Here is a 14,699-nt window from a genome sequence, read left to right on the forward strand (position 1 = left end):
TTGTGGCGTTAAACGACGGGTCGAGATAATGGTAATTATCAAGGCACCTGCGTTTGTGTAAGAGGTGGTTTTCCCCTCTCCCGGAAGCGGGAGGGGGGAGAAAAACAAACAGCGGTATCATCGCGCCCTTCGCCTTGATGTCCGCATTGCACCTTGTCTGACCCTGAACGTACTGCCGTCCGTCGCCGGCAGCGCCCGCCGGTTGCTCCGGAGCGGCTGCTTGGCCCGCATCACTTCGCTTTCTATCGCGGTTATCTCGAAGGCATCGACCTCGCCCGGCTGGCTGACCGCTATCTGGAGACGGGGCTGGACCTGCGCGTCGCCCGGACCACCATCGGCTGGATCGAGTCCGAATTGGCGCGCGGCGTCAAACGGCTGGAAACCCGCGAAGACGGCCAGCCGACCATCTCCGAGCGCGCCTGGCTGGCGCTGTTCCGCACGCCGGCCGACGAGAGCGCCACCGCGCGCCAGAACCGTCGCCGCAAGTTGTTGCGCGTGCTCGACGCGCTCAAGCCCCAACTGGTTTCCCGCCCCACGCGCGATGACGCCGTAACTGGCTGGTTCGCGCCGGCCATCGCCCAGCGGCTGGTCGAGGCGGGCTGGGCCACGCTCGGCGCGCTGCAAGCCGTGATCGGCCATGAGGGGCCGCGCTGGCACCGCCATGCGCGGCGCATCGGCGACCATACCGCCCGGCGCATCGAAGCATGGCTGGCCGATCAGGCCGACGATATCGGCGCGATTCCCGCCGCCGCACTGGTGCCCCGCCGCACCGCCACGGCGGCCGAACTGGCGAGCCTGCGCGCGCCGTCAGCGGCGGTGGCGCCGCTCGAATCGCTGCTGCTGCCGCCCGCGCTGGACGGCCGGCAGGGCCACAACCGCACGCCGCATGGCGTCGATTCCCGCATTTCCGCCCAGAACGACCTGATGGCCATCCACGCCTGGCTGGGCGTGCATCCGCCCGTGGGCGGCCACACCTGGCGCGCCTATCGCACGCAGGCCGAGCGCTTCCTGCTCTGGGCCGTGTTCGCGCGCGGCAAGGCCTTGTCCGATCTGACCGTCGAGGATTGCAGCGCCTACCTGATCTTCCTGGCCGATCCGCAGCCGGCGGCCCAGTGGGTCGGCCCGCGCGGCACGCCGCGCTATCGCCACGACTGGCGGCCGTTCGAGGGGCCGTTGTCGGCGGGCAGCGTGCGGCAGGCGTTCACCATCGTCAAATCGCTGTGCGCGTGGCTCGTCAACGCGCAGTACCTGCGCTACAACCCGTTCGAGCTGCTGCCCAAGCCCAAGGCGGCGGGGCAGGGCCGCATCAAGGTGGCGCGCAGCTTTACCGACGCCCAGTGGCAGTTCCTGCGCAAGTTCACCGCCGCGCTGCCGGGCGATGACCCGCGCACGGCGCGGCTCCAGTTCATGCTGCGCTTTGTCTACGCCACCGGCTTGCGGATTTCCGAGCAGGCGCAGGTGACCGTGGGCGACCTCGCCCAGCAGGATCTGGCTGCCGACCAGCGCGGCGTGTGGACGCTCTCGTTCGTCGGCAAGGGCACGCGCGCCCGTGAGGTGCATGTGCCGGGTCCGGTGATCGAGGCGCTGCGGGACTATCTGGAAGCGCGCGGACTGGGGCGCGAGCTGGAGCGGCTGCACCCGTCCACGCCGCTGATCGGCCGGGTGAAGGACGATGGCGCCGTGGGCCGGCTGTCCGTGGCGCAGCTCGATGCCATCTGGAAGGGCTTCTTCGCGCAGGCGGCGCAGGCCATGGCCGCCGATGACCCGGCCGGCGCGGCGCGGCTCGGACAGGCCAGCGCGCACTGGCTGCGCCACACGTTTGGCTCACACGCGATTGCACGCGGGGTGGCGCTGGATGTAGTGCAGCACCAGTTGGGCCATGCTTCGCTGGCGACCACCTCGATCTACGTCCACGCCGAGGACGCCCGCCGCGCGCGCGAACTCGATCAGGCGGGGATGTACTAGTCGGCTGCGGGCAGGCAGTCCAGGAACGCCTGCGCCAGCGCCGGCACCGGGCGCTGCTGGTTGTGCAGGACATAGCTTTCGAACGGGATGGCCGGCTCGAAGCGAATGGCGCGCACCCCCGGCAGCTTCAGGCTGCGCACCACCACCGGGTTCACCACGCTGACGCCGAGGCCCATCTCCACCATCGTGCAGATGGTGGCCGCGTAGGGCGTTTCCAGCGTCAGCACGCGCCGGTCCGGCACAAAGGCGGCATCGACGATGGCGCGCGTACCATCGCCATGGGTGAGCGAGATGAAGCGCTCGCCGTCGAGGTCCGCCGCGTGGACGACACGCTTGCGCGCCAGGCGGTGGTCGGCGGGCACGATGCACACCCCGGGCTCGTCGCGCAGCAGCGCGCTGTCGATGCCCGCCGTCTCCACCACATAGGACACCAGCCCGAAGTCGCAGAACTGGTTCGCCGTCCATTTGGCGACGGTCGGCGAGTCACTGGTATGCACGGCGATGGGCACGTCCGGGTGCTGCTCCCGGAACCGGGCGATGGCCTGCGGCATCACGCTCATGGCGATCGAAGGCACGGTGCCGATGCGCAGCGTGCCGACGCCCCCCTCCCGGATCGACCGCGCCGAGGCGCGCAGGCTGTCGAGCCCTAGGAAGGAACGCTCCACGTCCCGGAACAGGGCTTCGGCCTCCACGGTCGGCGTCAGCCGGCCGGCAATCCTCGCAAACAGCTTGAATCCCGTCTCCCGCTCCAGTTGCGAGATCACGCGGCTGATGTTCGGCTGCGAGGTGTGCAGCTGGGTGGCGGCGGTCGTCATCGAGCCGGTCACCATCACAGCCCGGAAGGCTTCGATCTGTTTGAAATTCATACGGGCGATGGTATATCAAATCCGTATGTACACGCCGAAATAACTGATTTGACGATATGACCGTCGGATTTCCATACTTGGCTCCAACGTACCGGAGAACAACACACGCATGGAATCGAAAGTCAGCCGCCGCCTGACCCAGGCCACCGCCCCCGAGGTCTGCGAACACATCTACCTGCCGCGCCTGGCGCGCGAATTCGGCAGTGGATTCCCGTATTTGAGCGATATCAACCAGGCGCACCTGCTGATGCTGCACGGCGCCGGGCTGGTGCCGGCCGAGGTGGTCGCGCAACTGGCGCAGGCGCTGGTGCGCATCGAGGCGGAAGGCCCGGACGCCGTGCCGCTGGACCCGGCCCGCGAGGACGCCTATTTCAACTACGAGGCCCGGCTGATGGCACTGGCCGGCGCCGACGTGGGCGGCCGGCTGCACGTGGCGCGCAGCCGCAACGACATCCTGGCCACCCACGACCGCCTGCGCGCCCGTGACGCCGCGCTGGCCATCCTCGACGAACTGCTGGCCACCCGCACGGTGCTGCTGGACAAGGCCGCCGAGCACGCCGGCACGGTCATGCCCGGCTACACCCACCTGCAATCGGCCCAGCCGATCACCTACGGCTATTACCTGGCCGGCGTGGCCGAGTCGCTCGGGCGGGACATCGCCCGGCTGCGGCAGGCGCTGGCCCGGCTCGATGCCTGCCCGCTCGGCGCCGGTGCGCTGGCCGGCACGGCGTTCCCGATCGACCGCACGGCCACGGCGCGCTGGCTCGGATTCTCAGGCCCCACCACCAATTCGCTGGATGGCGTGGCCTCGCGCGACTTTGCGTGGGAAATCCTCGCCGCCATCACCATCGGCACGGTCACCTGGGGCCGCGTGGCGCAGGATCTTTATGTCTGGGCGACGCCGGAATTCGGGCTGATCGACTTCCCGGACAGCGTGGCCGGCACGTCGAGCATCATGCCGCAGAAGAAAAACCCGGTCGTGCTCGAGTACCTGAAGGGGAAGGGCGGTCACATGATCGGTCTGCTCACGGCCTCGCTGGCGGCGCTGAAGGGCAGCCATTTCACGCATAGCGGCGACGGCAACCGCGAAAGCATGCGCGGCTTCTGGGAGGCGGCGGACGAGTGCAAGCGCTGCGTGGCCCTGCTGCGGCTGGTGCTGACCCACGCCACGCCACAGGCCGGTCACATGCTGGCGCGCGCCCGCCGGGACTTTTCGATGGCCACCGATCTGGCCGACACGCTGGTGCGCAGCGCCGGCATGTCGTTCCGCGAGGCCCACCACGTGGTGGGCGCGGTGGTGCGCGATGCGCTGGACCGCCATCTGCCCGCCAATGAGATCGATTCGGCGATGGTCGATGCGGCGGCGCTGCGCCACACGGGCCGCGCCGTGCACCTGTCGCCCGAGGCCGTGGCGCGCAGCCTCGACCCCGAATGCAGCGTGGCCGCCCGCACCGCTGCCGGCGGGCCATCGCCCGTGCTGGTGCAGGCGCAGGTTCTGGCCCAACAGGCCGACCTGTTCGCCGCGCGAGGTGATGTCGACGCCATGCGTGAGCGCGTGTTGACGGATCGCGCCGCGCTGAAACGGGCCATCGCCGAACTTGCGAGCACGGGGGCGTCGATCGATTGACGCGCTCCGGGTGGCGGCTTCAAGCCGCGATCGCCGCCCCCCACCAGTCCCGGATCGCATGGGCGAGGGTGTCGCCCTGATGGAGCCCGGCGGCGGCGCTGGCTGGGCGGCGGGCGGGGTCGAGAACGTTCGGGCCCATCGTTTTCAGCGCGGCCGGGCTGGGCGCCACCACATGCACCGCGCAGCCCGCCGCCTGCAGCGCCGCCACTTCGGCGCCCAGGTGGCCGCTGACCGGGTTGCCTTCGGCATAGCCGAACGGCGACAGGACCAGCACCCGCTCCGCGTCGATGGCCACCTCGGCGTTGGTCATCGACGCAATCCCCCCATCTATATAGAAGGCGTCGCCGATCTGCACCGGCGGCCAGACGCCCGGCACGGCGCAACTGGCGGACACGGCCTCTACCAGCGGCACGCCGCTGGCCGCATCGAACACCCGGCGCGCGCCGGTGGCGGCATCCACGGCCGCCATGCGCAGCGGATGCCCGGGCCAGTCGGCCTGGGGCAGCCGCGCGGCGATGATGGCGCGGCGCGCGGCCGGGGCGGGGGTCTCGCTGCGGCGGGCGAAGTCGCCGATGCGCTGGCGCGCCGCCGTCAGGTCGCCCTCGACCTTGGCCACCAGCTTGCGGTTCTGCGCGTCGGCTTCGGCCTGCGAGTAGGGACGGAACTGCTCGGGGGAATCGGCGGGCGGATGCAGTTGGGCGTGCAGCAGCGCCTCGATGTGCAGGCCGCACGCCAGCTGGGCGCCGACCACCGAGCCAGCCGACGTGCCGACGAACAGCCCGGCGCGATGCACGGCCACGCCGGCCCGCGCCAGCCCGGCCAGCACGCCGACTTCCCACGCGATGCCCGCCACGCCGCCGCCGCCGAACACGGCAGCCGTGCGGAATCGATGCTGGCCGGCCATCAGATGATGCCCTCCAGCGCCAGTTGCCGTTGCGCGTCGTCGTCGATGCCGAGCAGCTCGCCGTAGATCTCGGCGTTGTGCTGGCCCAGTGCCGGCGCCGGCTCGATCGGCTTGGCCGGCACGCCCGAGAACTTCGGGAACACGCCCGCCATCTTCACCGGGCCGATCTTCGGGTGCTCCACCGTGGCGATGCTCTCCCGCGCCGCGTAGTGCGGGTCCTGCATGATGTCCTCGATGGTGTAGATGAAGGAGTAGGCCAGCCGCGCGGCGTCCAGCTTGCGGCACAGCGCGTCCTCCGGCTCCGCAGCGATCCAGTCCGCGACCAGCCGGTTCAGCTCGTCCACATGCTCCCAGCGCTGGCTGTGCGAGGCGTAGCGCGGGTCTTCGGCCAGATCCGGGCGCCCCATGGCCACGCAGAGCCGCTGGAAGCCGGCGTCCGCCGAGCAGGTGAAGATCAGGTAGCGCCCGTCGCGCGTGCGGAAGTGCTCGCCCGGCGCGGCGGCGAAATGCTTGTTGCCGCGCCGCTCGCGCACCACGCCCAGCCGGTCGTACTCGGGCACCAGCACCTCGGTGAATCGGATGATGGACTCGTACATCGACAGGTCGATTTCCTGCCCCTCGCCGCCGTGCACGTCACGGTGGTAAAGCGCCATCATTAGCGCGAAGGCACCGAGGATGGCGGTCTGGTAGTCGGCGGTGGAGGTGCCGCTGCGCACCGGCGGGCGGTCCGGGTAGCCGGTGATGCCCATCAGGCCGCCGAAGGCCAGCCCGATGCGGTCATAGCCGGCGCGCTCCCGGTACGGGCCGGTCTGCCCGAAGCCGGACACGCGCAGCATGATCAGGCCCGGGTTGTGCTGGCGCAGCGTCTCGAAGCCGCAGTTCCATTTCTCGAGCGTGCCGGGGCGGAAGTTTTCCACCACGGCGTCCACCTCGCGCACCAGGCGGTACAGCAGCGCCTGGCCGGCCGGCTCGCGCAGGTTCAGCGTGATCGACTTCTTGTTGCGCGCCTCCACCTGCCAGTACAGGCATTCGTCGTCCACAAAGGGGCCGAGGTCGCGCACGGTGTCGCCGCGCTCGGGCACCTCCACCTTGATGACTTCGGCGCCAAAGTCGCCGAACAGCGTGCAGGCCACCGGCCCCGCGACCATCGTGCCGAGGTCGAGGATGCGCAGGCCGCTCAGCATGTGCGGGCCGGGCGTTTTCATGACCGGTCCTCCAGCGTGGCGGGTTCCTCGTCGGCAGCGGGTGACTCGGCCGCCTCGGCCGGCGCAGTCTTCAGCCGGTAGTCAGAGAAATCGGCCTTGCGCGTCATGTGCCAGTAGTCGTCGTTGCGGAACGGCGTGGTGGCCACCACGCGGCCCTGCGCGTTGCGATACCAGTTGCTCATGCCCTTGTGGGTCCAGATCATGGCGTTATGGGCGGCCTGCACGCGCTGGTTGAAGGCGTCGTGGCGGTCGCGCCGGATCTCGATCTCGAAGCGCCCCGCGCTGTGCGCCATGGCCTGCCGCACGATGTTGAGGATGTAGCTGACCTGCGTCTCCAGCAGCGAGACCACGCTGCCGCCGTGGCCGAGCGCCGTGTTCGGCCCGGCCAGCATGAAGAAGTTGGGGAAGTCCGGCACGGCCACGCCAAGGTAGGCTTCGGCGCCGTGGCGGTCCCACGCCTCGCGCACGGAGCGCCCGCCCCGGCCGAATAGCTGGAACGAGGCCAGCATGTTGATGGCGTCGAAGCCGGTGGCAACGATCAGCACATCGGCCTCATGCCGCTCGCCCTTGTCCGTGACCACCGCGTTGCCTTCCACCCGGGCGATGCCGCCCGTGACCAGCGAGACGTGCGGGCGGGCCATCGTGCGATACCAGCCGTTGTCCATCAGCATGCGCTTGCCGAACGGGGGGTACTCGGGCAGCACGTCCGGCAGCAGGTCCTGGCGCTCGCCCAGCTCGGCCTTGATGTAGTCCGTGAAGTAGGCGCGATGCCGGTCGTTGGTCTGGTTGATGGCGCGCTCCGGGTGCGGCCATGCCGGGTCGATCTGGAGCGAGCCGTGGATGCGGTCGTTGAAGATGTAGGCCAGCCGCTGGCGATACCACTCCTGATAGAACGGCACCTCGCGCAGCAGGAAGCGCGCGGACTCCGGCACCGGCTTCTGGAACTTCTCGAACGGGGCGGCCCACTGGCGCGAGCGCTGGAACACGGTCAGCGCGGCCACGTGGTCGGCAATGGCCGGCACCACCTGCATCGCGCTGGCACCGTTGCCGATCACGGCCACGCGCTTGCCGGTCACGTCCAGGCCCTCGGGCCAGCGGGCAGTGTGGAAGCAGGGACCGTCGAACTGGTCGAGCCCCTCGATATCGGGCATCCTCGGCACATTGAGCAGCCCCACGGCGCTGATGACCATGTCGGCGTGCAGTGTTTCGGCCTGGCCTTCGGCGTCGAGCGTGTGGACGGTCCAGCGCAGCGAGGACTCATCGTAGTGGGCCGATTGCACCGTGGTGCGCAGCCGGATATGACGGCGCACGCCGAAGCGGTCCGCCACGTCCTCGAAGTATTGCTGGATCTCGCCGCGCAGCGCGAAGTAGCGCGACCAGTCGCCCTTGGCAAACGAGTACGAGTAGATATGGTTCGGCGTATCCACGCCGGCGCCCGGGTAGCGGTTCTCGTACCACGTGCCGCCCACCTCGTCGTTCTTCTCGATCAGCACGAAGGGGATGCCGGCACCCTGCAGACGGATGGCGGCGCACAGCCCCGCCACGCCGGCCCCGATCACGACCACGCGGAAGCCTTCGGGCACGTCGATACGGCCGTGCTGGTCGATGCGCATGTCCGCGTCCAGCCCCAGCCAGGCGGCGATCATCGGCCCGTAGGAGGCCGGGATGTCCTCGCCCACGCTCAGCCGCATCATGGCGACCAGCGTGTCCGGGTCTGGCGCGGGCAGCGCGGGGGCCACGCCGGACTTCCACGCCAGGATGGCGTCGCGGGCGGCGGCCAACACTTCCGCGCGGACCTCATCGGGTAGCCCACCGGGATCGTTGTCTTCCAGGCCGCGGATGCGCGAGCACTGGTAGCGCGGATCGAGCCAGCGGCGGTCCCCGGTCAGGTGCAGCAGCACCATCAGCAGGGTGGGGTAGTTGGCGTCTTGCAGGGCGTGGTCGAGCATGGCCTGCCATTTGGCGGCGGCCTGGATGTCGGTCGTCATGGGGCGAGGGAGTCGGATGGATGGGGAGTTACTGGGCGCTTATTGGCCGCTTACTGGGCAGTCAGACCGGCGGACTTCACGACGGCGCCCCACTTGGCGTACTCGGCGCGGATGTCCCGCGCGAACGCCTGCGGCGTGTCCGTGTTGGGCTCGAAGCCGAGCGTCAGCAGCTTGTCGCGCACCTCGGGCTTGGCCATGATCGTGCGCAGGTGGCCGTTCAGGCGGGTGACGATGGCCTCGGGGGTGTCCTTCGGCGCCACAAGGCCCAGCCAGCCCACCGCCTGGTAGCCGGCCACGCCAGCTTCGGCGACCGTCGGCACGTCCGGCAGGATGGCGGAGCGCTTGTTATCCAGCACGGCCAGCGCGCGCAGCTTGCCGGCCTTGATATTGGCCTGCTGGGCGCCGATGGTGTCCACCATCACCGGCACGCGGCCCGCCATGACGTCGATGGACGCCTGGCCGCCGCCGGGATAGGACACCGAGCCCATGCGCAGATCGGCCTTGGCGGCAAACAGCCGCATCGCCAGCTCGAACGCCTGGGCGCCGGAGGCGAACATCATCGGGTCCGGCTGCGCGCGGGCGGTCTGGATCAGCGACGGCACGCTGTTGAACGGCGCGGACGGCGCGCCCACCATCACCATCGGCGCCGTGGCGATCATGCTGACCGGCTCGAACGCGGTCAGCGGGTCATACGGCGTGGCCTTGACCAGATGCGGCCCGATCACCATGGTGCCGCTGACCGCCACGCCCAGCGTGTAGCCGTCCGGCGCGCTCTTGGCGACGGTGCCCATGCCGAGCATGCCGCCCACGCCCGGGCGGTTTTCCACCACCACCGGCTGGCCGATCATCGCGCCCAGCTCGTTGGCGATGATCCGCCCCACCGTGTCGGACGCGCCGCCGGCGGTATAGCCCACCACCAGTCGCACCGGCCGGGTCGGCCAGGTGTCGGCACGAGCGGGCGTAGGCAGGGGCAGCGTGGCGGCCAGGCCAAGCAGGATGGCCAGTCGCGGCAAGGAAAGCACGCGGGGGATCGCACTGGCGAGGCGGCGGAACGTCATGGGTTGTCTCCGGGTGTGTGCACGTGTTCGTGCTTGGTATGGTTGCATTTCATCCCGGGCGTGTTCAGTATTCAAACGGAATCTTTACCAATATTCACTATGTGAACATCTCGACCGGGGAGAGGCCGAAAACATGACAAAAGCAGAGACAGAAGCAGAGACGGAAGCCGGCGAGGACACCGGCAGCGCTCCCAAGGGTGCACAGACCGTCACACGAGCGATGGTGCTGCTCAAGCTGATTGCGGCCCATCACCCCGCCGGCGTGGCGCTGGGCGTGCTGGCGCAGGCGGCCGGGCTGGACCGCGCCACCGCCTACCGGCTGGCGACGAGTCTGGTCGAATCCGGCATGGTCGAGCGCGAACAGCGGCTCTACCGGCTCGGGCTGGACGCCATGCAGCTCGGGCTGGCGGCGATGAAGGGCGCGCCGATCCTGGACCGCTGCCGCCCGGTGATGCAGCGGCTGGCGCGGCGCACCGAGGACACGGTCTTCCTCGTGGTGCGCAATGGCGACTACGGCCACTGCCTCCATTGCGAGGAGGGCGCCTTTCCGGTCAAGGCGCTGGTGCTGCAGGTGGGCGGCATGCGCGTGCTCGGCATCGGCTCGGCGGGCGTGACGCTGCTGTCGATGCTCGACGATGGCGAGATTGCCGCGCTCTACGCGCGCCATACGTCCGAATTCACGCCGCACGGGCTGTCGCTGGCCAAGCTGCGCACGCTGGTGACGCGCGCGCGCTCGGCCGGGCTGGCCAAGACGGACAGCCTCGTCAACGAGGGCGTGAGCGGCGTCGGCATGCGCTTCGAAATCACGCCGGGCAACTTCGCGGCGGTGAGCGTGGCCGCCATCCGCAGCCGCATGCAGGAGTCCCGCAAGCAGTGGATTGCCGACCTGATCGCCGAAGAACTGCGCTCGGCGGGCTTCCGGTGCGCGTATGCTGGGACCGGGCTGGATGGCGCCCCGGGTGCCGATCTGGCGTAGCACCTTCGACCCCAACGGAGAACGGACGATGCGAATCCCCCTGCGTGGCATGGCCTGTCTGGCGATATGTCTGATGCTTGGCGCAGGCCCGGCTGGAGCGGCTGGGCCGGCGGATGGCGTGGAGACCTACACCGGACTCTGCGACGCCTCGGCCGGCTTCGCCCTCGGCCCCGACCACTTCGTCGTGGTGGGCGACGAGCACAACGTGCTGACGGTGTACCAGGCCGGTCAGCCGCGCGCGGTCAAGACCTTCACGCTTGGCGGCTTCCTCGGCACCGATGACGATGGCGAGTCGGACCTCGAAGGAGCCGCCGTTGTCGGCCAGCGCGCCTACGTCATCTCGTCGCACGGCCGCAATGCCAAGGGCAAGGAGCAGGGGCGCCGGCACCGGCTCTTCGCGGTGGAACTCGATCCGGGCCGGCTGTCGCTGAAGCCGGTGGGCCGGCCCTACAAGGATCTGCTGAAAGATCTCGTGGCGTCTCCGGCGCTGGCCTCGCTGCCGCTCAAGACGGCCGCCGAACGGGCACCGGAAAGCCCGGGCGGGCTCAATATCGAAGGACTCGCGGCAGCGGATGGCGGCTTGCTGATCGGCTTCCGCAATCCGCTGGTCGATGGCAAGGCCATCCTCGTGCCGCTGGTGAACCCTGATGGGCTCATCGACGGCAAGCCGGCGAAGTTTGGCAGCCCGCTACTGCTCGATCTGGGCGGGCGCGGCATCCGCAGCATCGAGCGCGTGGGGCAGGGGTATGTGATCGCCGCAGGGCCGGTGGCTGACGATGGCACCTTCGCCCTATATAAATGGTCCGGCGCCGCCAATGACCGGCCCGTGGCGTTCGGCCAGGCCGCCATCGCCACGCTGAAGCCGGAAGCCATCTTCACGATGCCGGGCACGCAGCGCCTGCGCATTCTCAGCGACGACGGCGGTGTGCTGCGCGATGGCGTGGCATGCAAGCGCCTGCCGGCGGCCCGGCAGGGGTTCCGCAGCGTGACGGTGGCGCCGTAGGCGGCGCTAGCGCACCAGCACCGCGCGGCCGATATAGAGCACCGGGCCGGTCGGGCGGCCGATGGGCGATCCGGCGGCGGGCTCGAGCGTGATCTCGAACAACTGGTTGTCCTGGAGGGCCGGCAGGCGGTCCAGCGCGACATCGAGTGACTGGTCAGCCTGTACCAGACCCAGCGAGACCGGCCCGCTCCAGTCGTCGGCCTTGGTCCAGAATTGCAGCGCGCGATTGGTCGGTGCGGCTTGCGCGCCGAGCGGAATCAGTTTCAGGCGGCGCGGGCTGGAAGCCTGGATCAGCCAGCCCGGCGTCTTGTCCTGCGGCGCGGCCAGCACCACCACATAGCGCGGCGGCGCGGGCGGCGCGAACGCGCGCAGGCCCAGCATGGCGGCCAGCAGCAGCGAGCAGGCCGTCGCCCCGAAGGCAATACCGCGCCAGAGCGCCAGCGAATGCCACCATCCGGGCGTGCCGGTGGCAGGCGTGGCTGGCTTGGGGCGCTGTTCGGCATGGCCGATGCTGCGCGCGATGCCCGCCCAGACGCGGGGCGCGGGCGTGACGGGCTCGGCCAGCGCCGACAGCGGATGGAGGCGCGCTTCCCAGTCATCGACACGGTCTTGCAGGCCGGGCTCCTGCGGCAGGCGCCGCGCCACGTCCTCGCGCTGGGCGGCGGAGAGCGTGCCCAGCACGTAGCCGGCGGCGAGGTCGTCCAACGCATCCCAGTCGTCGCTCATTGCATGCACTCCTTCAGCGCCTGCAGGCCACGCCGCACCCAGGCTTTCACGCTGCCCAGCGGCGCGTTGAGTCGCGTGGCGATCTCGCTGTGCGAGCAGCCATCGACATAGGCATACAGGATGCTGTCGCGCTTGGGCGGGTCCAGTTGTTCGAGGCAGATGGCCAGCCGGCCGAGCATCACGCGGGTCTCGCCGGCCGGGGCCGTGCCCGCCACGGCGGCCAGTGCCGCCTCGTCCTCGATGGCCTGCGCCATGTCCTCGTCGGGCAGCACCAGCCGTAGGCGGTCGCGCACGAGGTTGAGCGCCTGATGCCGGACCAGGCTGAACAGCCAGCCGCGCGCCGCGCCGCGTGCGGGGTCGAACGTATGCGCATGGCTCCAGACCTTGACGAAGGCGTCATGCAGCACGTCTTCCGCCAGCGCGCGGTCCCGCACGATACGGACCGCCACGCCCAGCAGGTACGGGGCCGCATGCTCGTAGAGGCGGCGCAAGGCCGTCACGTCCCGCGCGGCGCAACCGGCGAGCGCGGATTCGTAGTCGAAATGGTCGTTGACGGAGGGCAGGGCGGCGGTCAAGAGCGGGCTCTGTTGGCGGCAGGGCTGCGGGGCTGGGGTCGGGGCCCGGGGGCGCCCGAGCGCACATCTTACGCCCGACCGTCAGCGGCGGCCTGCTGGGCTTTCCCTAATGCCGCGCGCGCCAGCCCGCTCAGGCCGCCGCTTTCCAGAACAGGTAGTCGGCCTGATAGCGCACCATCTGCGCCGCGCCGCGATTGGCCGCGCTGCAGGCCGCGGCCGGCGCCACGCCGCCCCGGGTGGCCACGCGCTGGATAAAGGTGACGCCGCTCATCATGCCGCTGGCGGTCGTCGGATTTGCCTTCACGAGCTGGTGCGGGATGTTGCCGTCGCCGCCGGGCGCCACGGCCACCTGGGTGGCGGTGACCTTCGAGCCGTCCGTGGCTTCCCATGTGGCCGGCGGGCCGTAGTACTTGCCGACCGCCTTGCCGCTGCGGTCGTTCAGCGTGGCGGTGGGGCCGACGAAGGCCCATTCGAACTGGTCGGCGGCGTTGGCCTTGGGTCGGCACTCGTAGCGCAGTTCGCCCACGCCGACCGTCTGCATGGCGAGCTTGTGGCCGTCGGGCACCTTGATGGCGTCGGCGACAGGCGTGGGCGTGGGCGCAGACATCGAACCGGACTGGTGCATGCCGCCGCAGGCGGTCAGGGCGAGGCAGGCCGAGACCGGAACGAGAAGGGAGATGCGGATCATGGTGGGGCTCCTTGGTGTGTCGTGGATCGGTGCGAACCCGGAGGCCGCACAGACGCTACACACCAGCGGAGCGATTGGATGCAGTCAGGCGGAAGTATTTATCCGGCCGACTTGCCTGCGGCGGCCTGGAGGATCAGGTTGGCCACCTCCTGCGGGCGGGACAGCAGCGAGACGTGGCTCGCCGGAATCTCCACGGTCTGCGCGCCCATGCGCTTGGCCATGAAGCGTTCGAGGTCCGGGTTGATCGTGCGGTCCTGGGTCGACACCGCGTACCACGTCGGCTTGTCGCGCCAGGCCGCCACGGTGGTCTTCGCCATGGTGATGGCCTTGCCCATCGGCTGCTGGACGGCGTAGTAGCCACGCGCCTGCGTTTCTGGCAGATCCCCGGCGAAGTCGTGCAGGAATGCCTGTTCGGAAAGCCGGCCGTATCCATCCGCACCCCATTGCAATCCGCCCGAGGCCGGCGCGGCGGGGAACGTCTTTGTCAGCGCGGGGTAGTCCTCGCCGGCGTCCGGCGCGCGGGCGGCGATATAGACCAGCCCGGCCACTTTCGAGTCATCGCCGGCCTGGCTGATGACCATGCCGCCATAGGAGTGCGCCACGAGCAGCGTGGGGCCGTCCTGGACCGCCAGGGCGCGCTTGACCGCATCGACGTCCGCGTCCAGCGATGTCGTCGGGTTCTGCACCGAAGTGACGTGGTAGCCCTTCGCCTGCAACAGCGGAATGACCTTCTCCCAGCTTGATCCATCGGCATACAGGCCGTGCACCAGCACGATGTTCTTGACGGGGACGGTGTTCGCCGGCGAAGGCGTCTGCGCCATGGCGCCGGAGGCGAGGGTGAGGGCGGCGAGCGCGGCCAGGGTGGCCGGGAGGGTGCGGTGGAGTTTCATGGTCAGTCCTTTCGATCAGGTAGAGGGATGAATTGCAGCGTCATGGGCTGTCTGCAGTCAGACGAACCGCCCGCGTCGGCTATTCCGTCTCCGGTGACTTCCTGCGCGCAGCCCCGTGGGATCGTGCAAACATCGTGCGAAATCCGCCGGCAACCCGCCGCGCCCGGGCAATATCGATAGTTGAAAGACTTCGTTGTGCGCGCCGCGCCCCTTTCCGATACTGAATGC

The 14,699-nt window shown here is 69.7% G+C and carries 13 protein-coding genes; 4 read left to right on the plus strand and 9 right to left on the minus strand.

Features of this window, described 5'->3' with window-relative positions; translation table 11 throughout:
• Positions 1–153: 153 nt before the first annotated feature.
• Entirely contained in the window at positions 154–1,965 is a 1,812-nt protein-coding gene (locus AC1DP9_RS21735; RefSeq protein ID WP_092300572.1) for a tyrosine-type recombinase/integrase, read from the plus strand.
• Here the strand turns inward: AC1DP9_RS21735 and AC1DP9_RS21740 are convergent.
• Positions 1,962–2,831, minus strand: coding sequence for a LysR family transcriptional regulator (locus tag AC1DP9_RS21740; RefSeq protein ID WP_441593004.1), 870 nt, complete (start codon positions 2,829–2,831; stop codon positions 1,962–1,964). The genes AC1DP9_RS21735 and AC1DP9_RS21740 overlap by 4 nt on opposite strands.
• A gap of 109 nt (positions 2,832–2,940) precedes the next feature.
• Here AC1DP9_RS21740 and argH point away from each other — a divergent pair, with 109 nt between their 5' ends.
• Positions 2,941–4,458 carry an argininosuccinate lyase gene (gene argH, locus AC1DP9_RS21745; RefSeq protein ID WP_477108454.1) on the plus strand — a complete coding sequence of 506 codons (1,518 nt, stop codon included), beginning with the start codon at positions 2,941–2,943 and terminating at the stop codon, positions 4,456–4,458.
• Between the two features lie 19 nt (positions 4,459–4,477).
• Here argH and AC1DP9_RS21750 read toward each other — a convergent pair whose 3' ends face one another.
• From AC1DP9_RS21750 to AC1DP9_RS21765, 4 genes are read right to left on the minus strand one after another with little or no spacing between them, the layout of a single operon-like run.
• Entirely contained in the window at positions 4,478–5,362 is an 885-nt protein-coding gene (locus AC1DP9_RS21750) for a patatin-like phospholipase family protein (RefSeq protein WP_477108455.1), read from the minus strand.
• Positions 5,362–6,567 carry a CaiB/BaiF CoA transferase family protein gene (locus tag AC1DP9_RS21755; protein ID WP_092300559.1) on the minus strand — a complete coding sequence of 402 codons (1,206 nt, stop codon included), beginning with the start codon at positions 6,565–6,567 and terminating at the stop codon, positions 5,362–5,364. The genes AC1DP9_RS21750 and AC1DP9_RS21755 overlap by 1 nt, the downstream gene beginning before the upstream one ends.
• Entirely contained in the window at positions 6,564–8,555 is a 1,992-nt protein-coding gene (locus AC1DP9_RS21760) for an FAD-dependent oxidoreductase (RefSeq protein WP_477108456.1), read from the minus strand. The genes AC1DP9_RS21755 and AC1DP9_RS21760 overlap by 4 nt, the downstream gene beginning before the upstream one ends.
• A gap of 50 nt (positions 8,556–8,605) precedes the next feature.
• The gene (locus AC1DP9_RS21765; RefSeq protein ID WP_477108457.1) at positions 8,606–9,613 is read right to left on the minus strand and encodes a Bug family tripartite tricarboxylate transporter substrate binding protein; all 1,008 of its coding nucleotides are present in this window, start codon (positions 9,611–9,613) and stop codon (positions 8,606–8,608) included.
• A gap of 133 nt (positions 9,614–9,746) precedes the next feature.
• Between AC1DP9_RS21765 and AC1DP9_RS21770 the strand changes: the two genes are divergently transcribed.
• Both AC1DP9_RS21770 and AC1DP9_RS21775 read left to right on the plus strand, forming a co-directional pair.
• Positions 9,747–10,589, plus strand: coding sequence for an IclR family transcriptional regulator (locus tag AC1DP9_RS21770; RefSeq protein ID WP_477108458.1), 843 nt, complete (start codon positions 9,747–9,749; stop codon positions 10,587–10,589).
• Between the two features lie 28 nt (positions 10,590–10,617).
• A complete protein-coding gene (locus AC1DP9_RS21775; protein ID WP_477108459.1) occupies positions 10,618–11,592 on the plus strand; it encodes a DUF3616 domain-containing protein in 975 nt (324 codons plus the stop codon).
• A 6-nt stretch (positions 11,593–11,598) separates the two neighbouring features.
• Here the strand turns inward: AC1DP9_RS21775 and AC1DP9_RS21780 are convergent, their stop codons facing one another.
• The 4 genes from AC1DP9_RS21780 to AC1DP9_RS21795 all read right to left on the minus strand — a co-directional run bounded on the left by AC1DP9_RS21780 (position 11,599) and on the right by AC1DP9_RS21795 (position 14,471).
• Positions 11,599–12,318 carry an anti-sigma factor gene (locus AC1DP9_RS21780; RefSeq protein WP_092300545.1) on the minus strand — a complete coding sequence of 240 codons (720 nt, stop codon included), beginning with the start codon at positions 12,316–12,318 and terminating at the stop codon, positions 11,599–11,601.
• Positions 12,315–12,893 carry a sigma-70 family RNA polymerase sigma factor gene (locus tag AC1DP9_RS21785; protein WP_255370972.1) on the minus strand — a complete coding sequence of 193 codons (579 nt, stop codon included), beginning with the start codon at positions 12,891–12,893 and terminating at the stop codon, positions 12,315–12,317. Before AC1DP9_RS21785 ends, AC1DP9_RS21780 begins: the two co-directional genes overlap by 4 nt.
• A gap of 130 nt (positions 12,894–13,023) precedes the next feature.
• Complete coding sequence (locus AC1DP9_RS21790) at positions 13,024–13,581, minus strand: DUF3455 domain-containing protein (protein WP_477108460.1); 558 nt, start codon at positions 13,579–13,581, stop codon at positions 13,024–13,026.
• Between the two features lie 98 nt (positions 13,582–13,679).
• On the minus strand, positions 13,680–14,471 hold the full coding sequence (locus AC1DP9_RS21795; protein ID WP_477106025.1) for an alpha/beta hydrolase: 792 nt from the start codon (positions 14,469–14,471) through the stop codon (positions 13,680–13,682).
• Positions 14,472–14,699 lie beyond the last annotated feature (228 nt).

The sequence above is a fragment of the Cupriavidus sp. 01L43 genome (genome assembly GCF_056399925.1).

Coding starts and splice junctions, on each gene's coding strand:
- AC1DP9_RS21780 (WP_092300545.1), bottom strand. CDS start 12,318: ATGAGCGACGACTGGGATGCGTTGGACGACCTCGCCGCCGGCTACGTG.
- AC1DP9_RS21740 (WP_441593004.1), bottom strand. CDS start 2,831: ATGAATTTCAAACAGATCGAAGCCTTCCGGGCTGTGATGGTGACCGGC.
- argH (WP_477108454.1), top strand. CDS start 2,941: ATGGAATCGAAAGTCAGCCGCCGCCTGACCCAGGCCACCGCCCCCGAG.
- AC1DP9_RS21790 (WP_477108460.1), bottom strand. CDS start 13,581: ATGATCCGCATCTCCCTTCTCGTTCCGGTCTCGGCCTGCCTCGCCCTG.
- AC1DP9_RS21775 (WP_477108459.1), top strand. CDS start 10,618: ATGCGAATCCCCCTGCGTGGCATGGCCTGTCTGGCGATATGTCTGATG.
- AC1DP9_RS21770 (WP_477108458.1), top strand. CDS start 9,747: ATGACAAAAGCAGAGACAGAAGCAGAGACGGAAGCCGGCGAGGACACC.
- AC1DP9_RS21765 (WP_477108457.1), bottom strand. CDS start 9,613: ATGACGTTCCGCCGCCTCGCCAGTGCGATCCCCCGCGTGCTTTCCTTG.
- AC1DP9_RS21760 (WP_477108456.1), bottom strand. CDS start 8,555: ATGACGACCGACATCCAGGCCGCCGCCAAATGGCAGGCCATGCTCGAC.
- AC1DP9_RS21755 (WP_092300559.1), bottom strand. CDS start 6,567: ATGAAAACGCCCGGCCCGCACATGCTGAGCGGCCTGCGCATCCTCGAC.
- AC1DP9_RS21795 (WP_477106025.1), bottom strand. CDS start 14,471: ATGAAACTCCACCGCACCCTCCCGGCCACCCTGGCCGCGCTCGCCGCC.
- AC1DP9_RS21750 (WP_477108455.1), bottom strand. CDS start 5,362: ATGGCCGGCCAGCATCGATTCCGCACGGCTGCCGTGTTCGGCGGCGGC.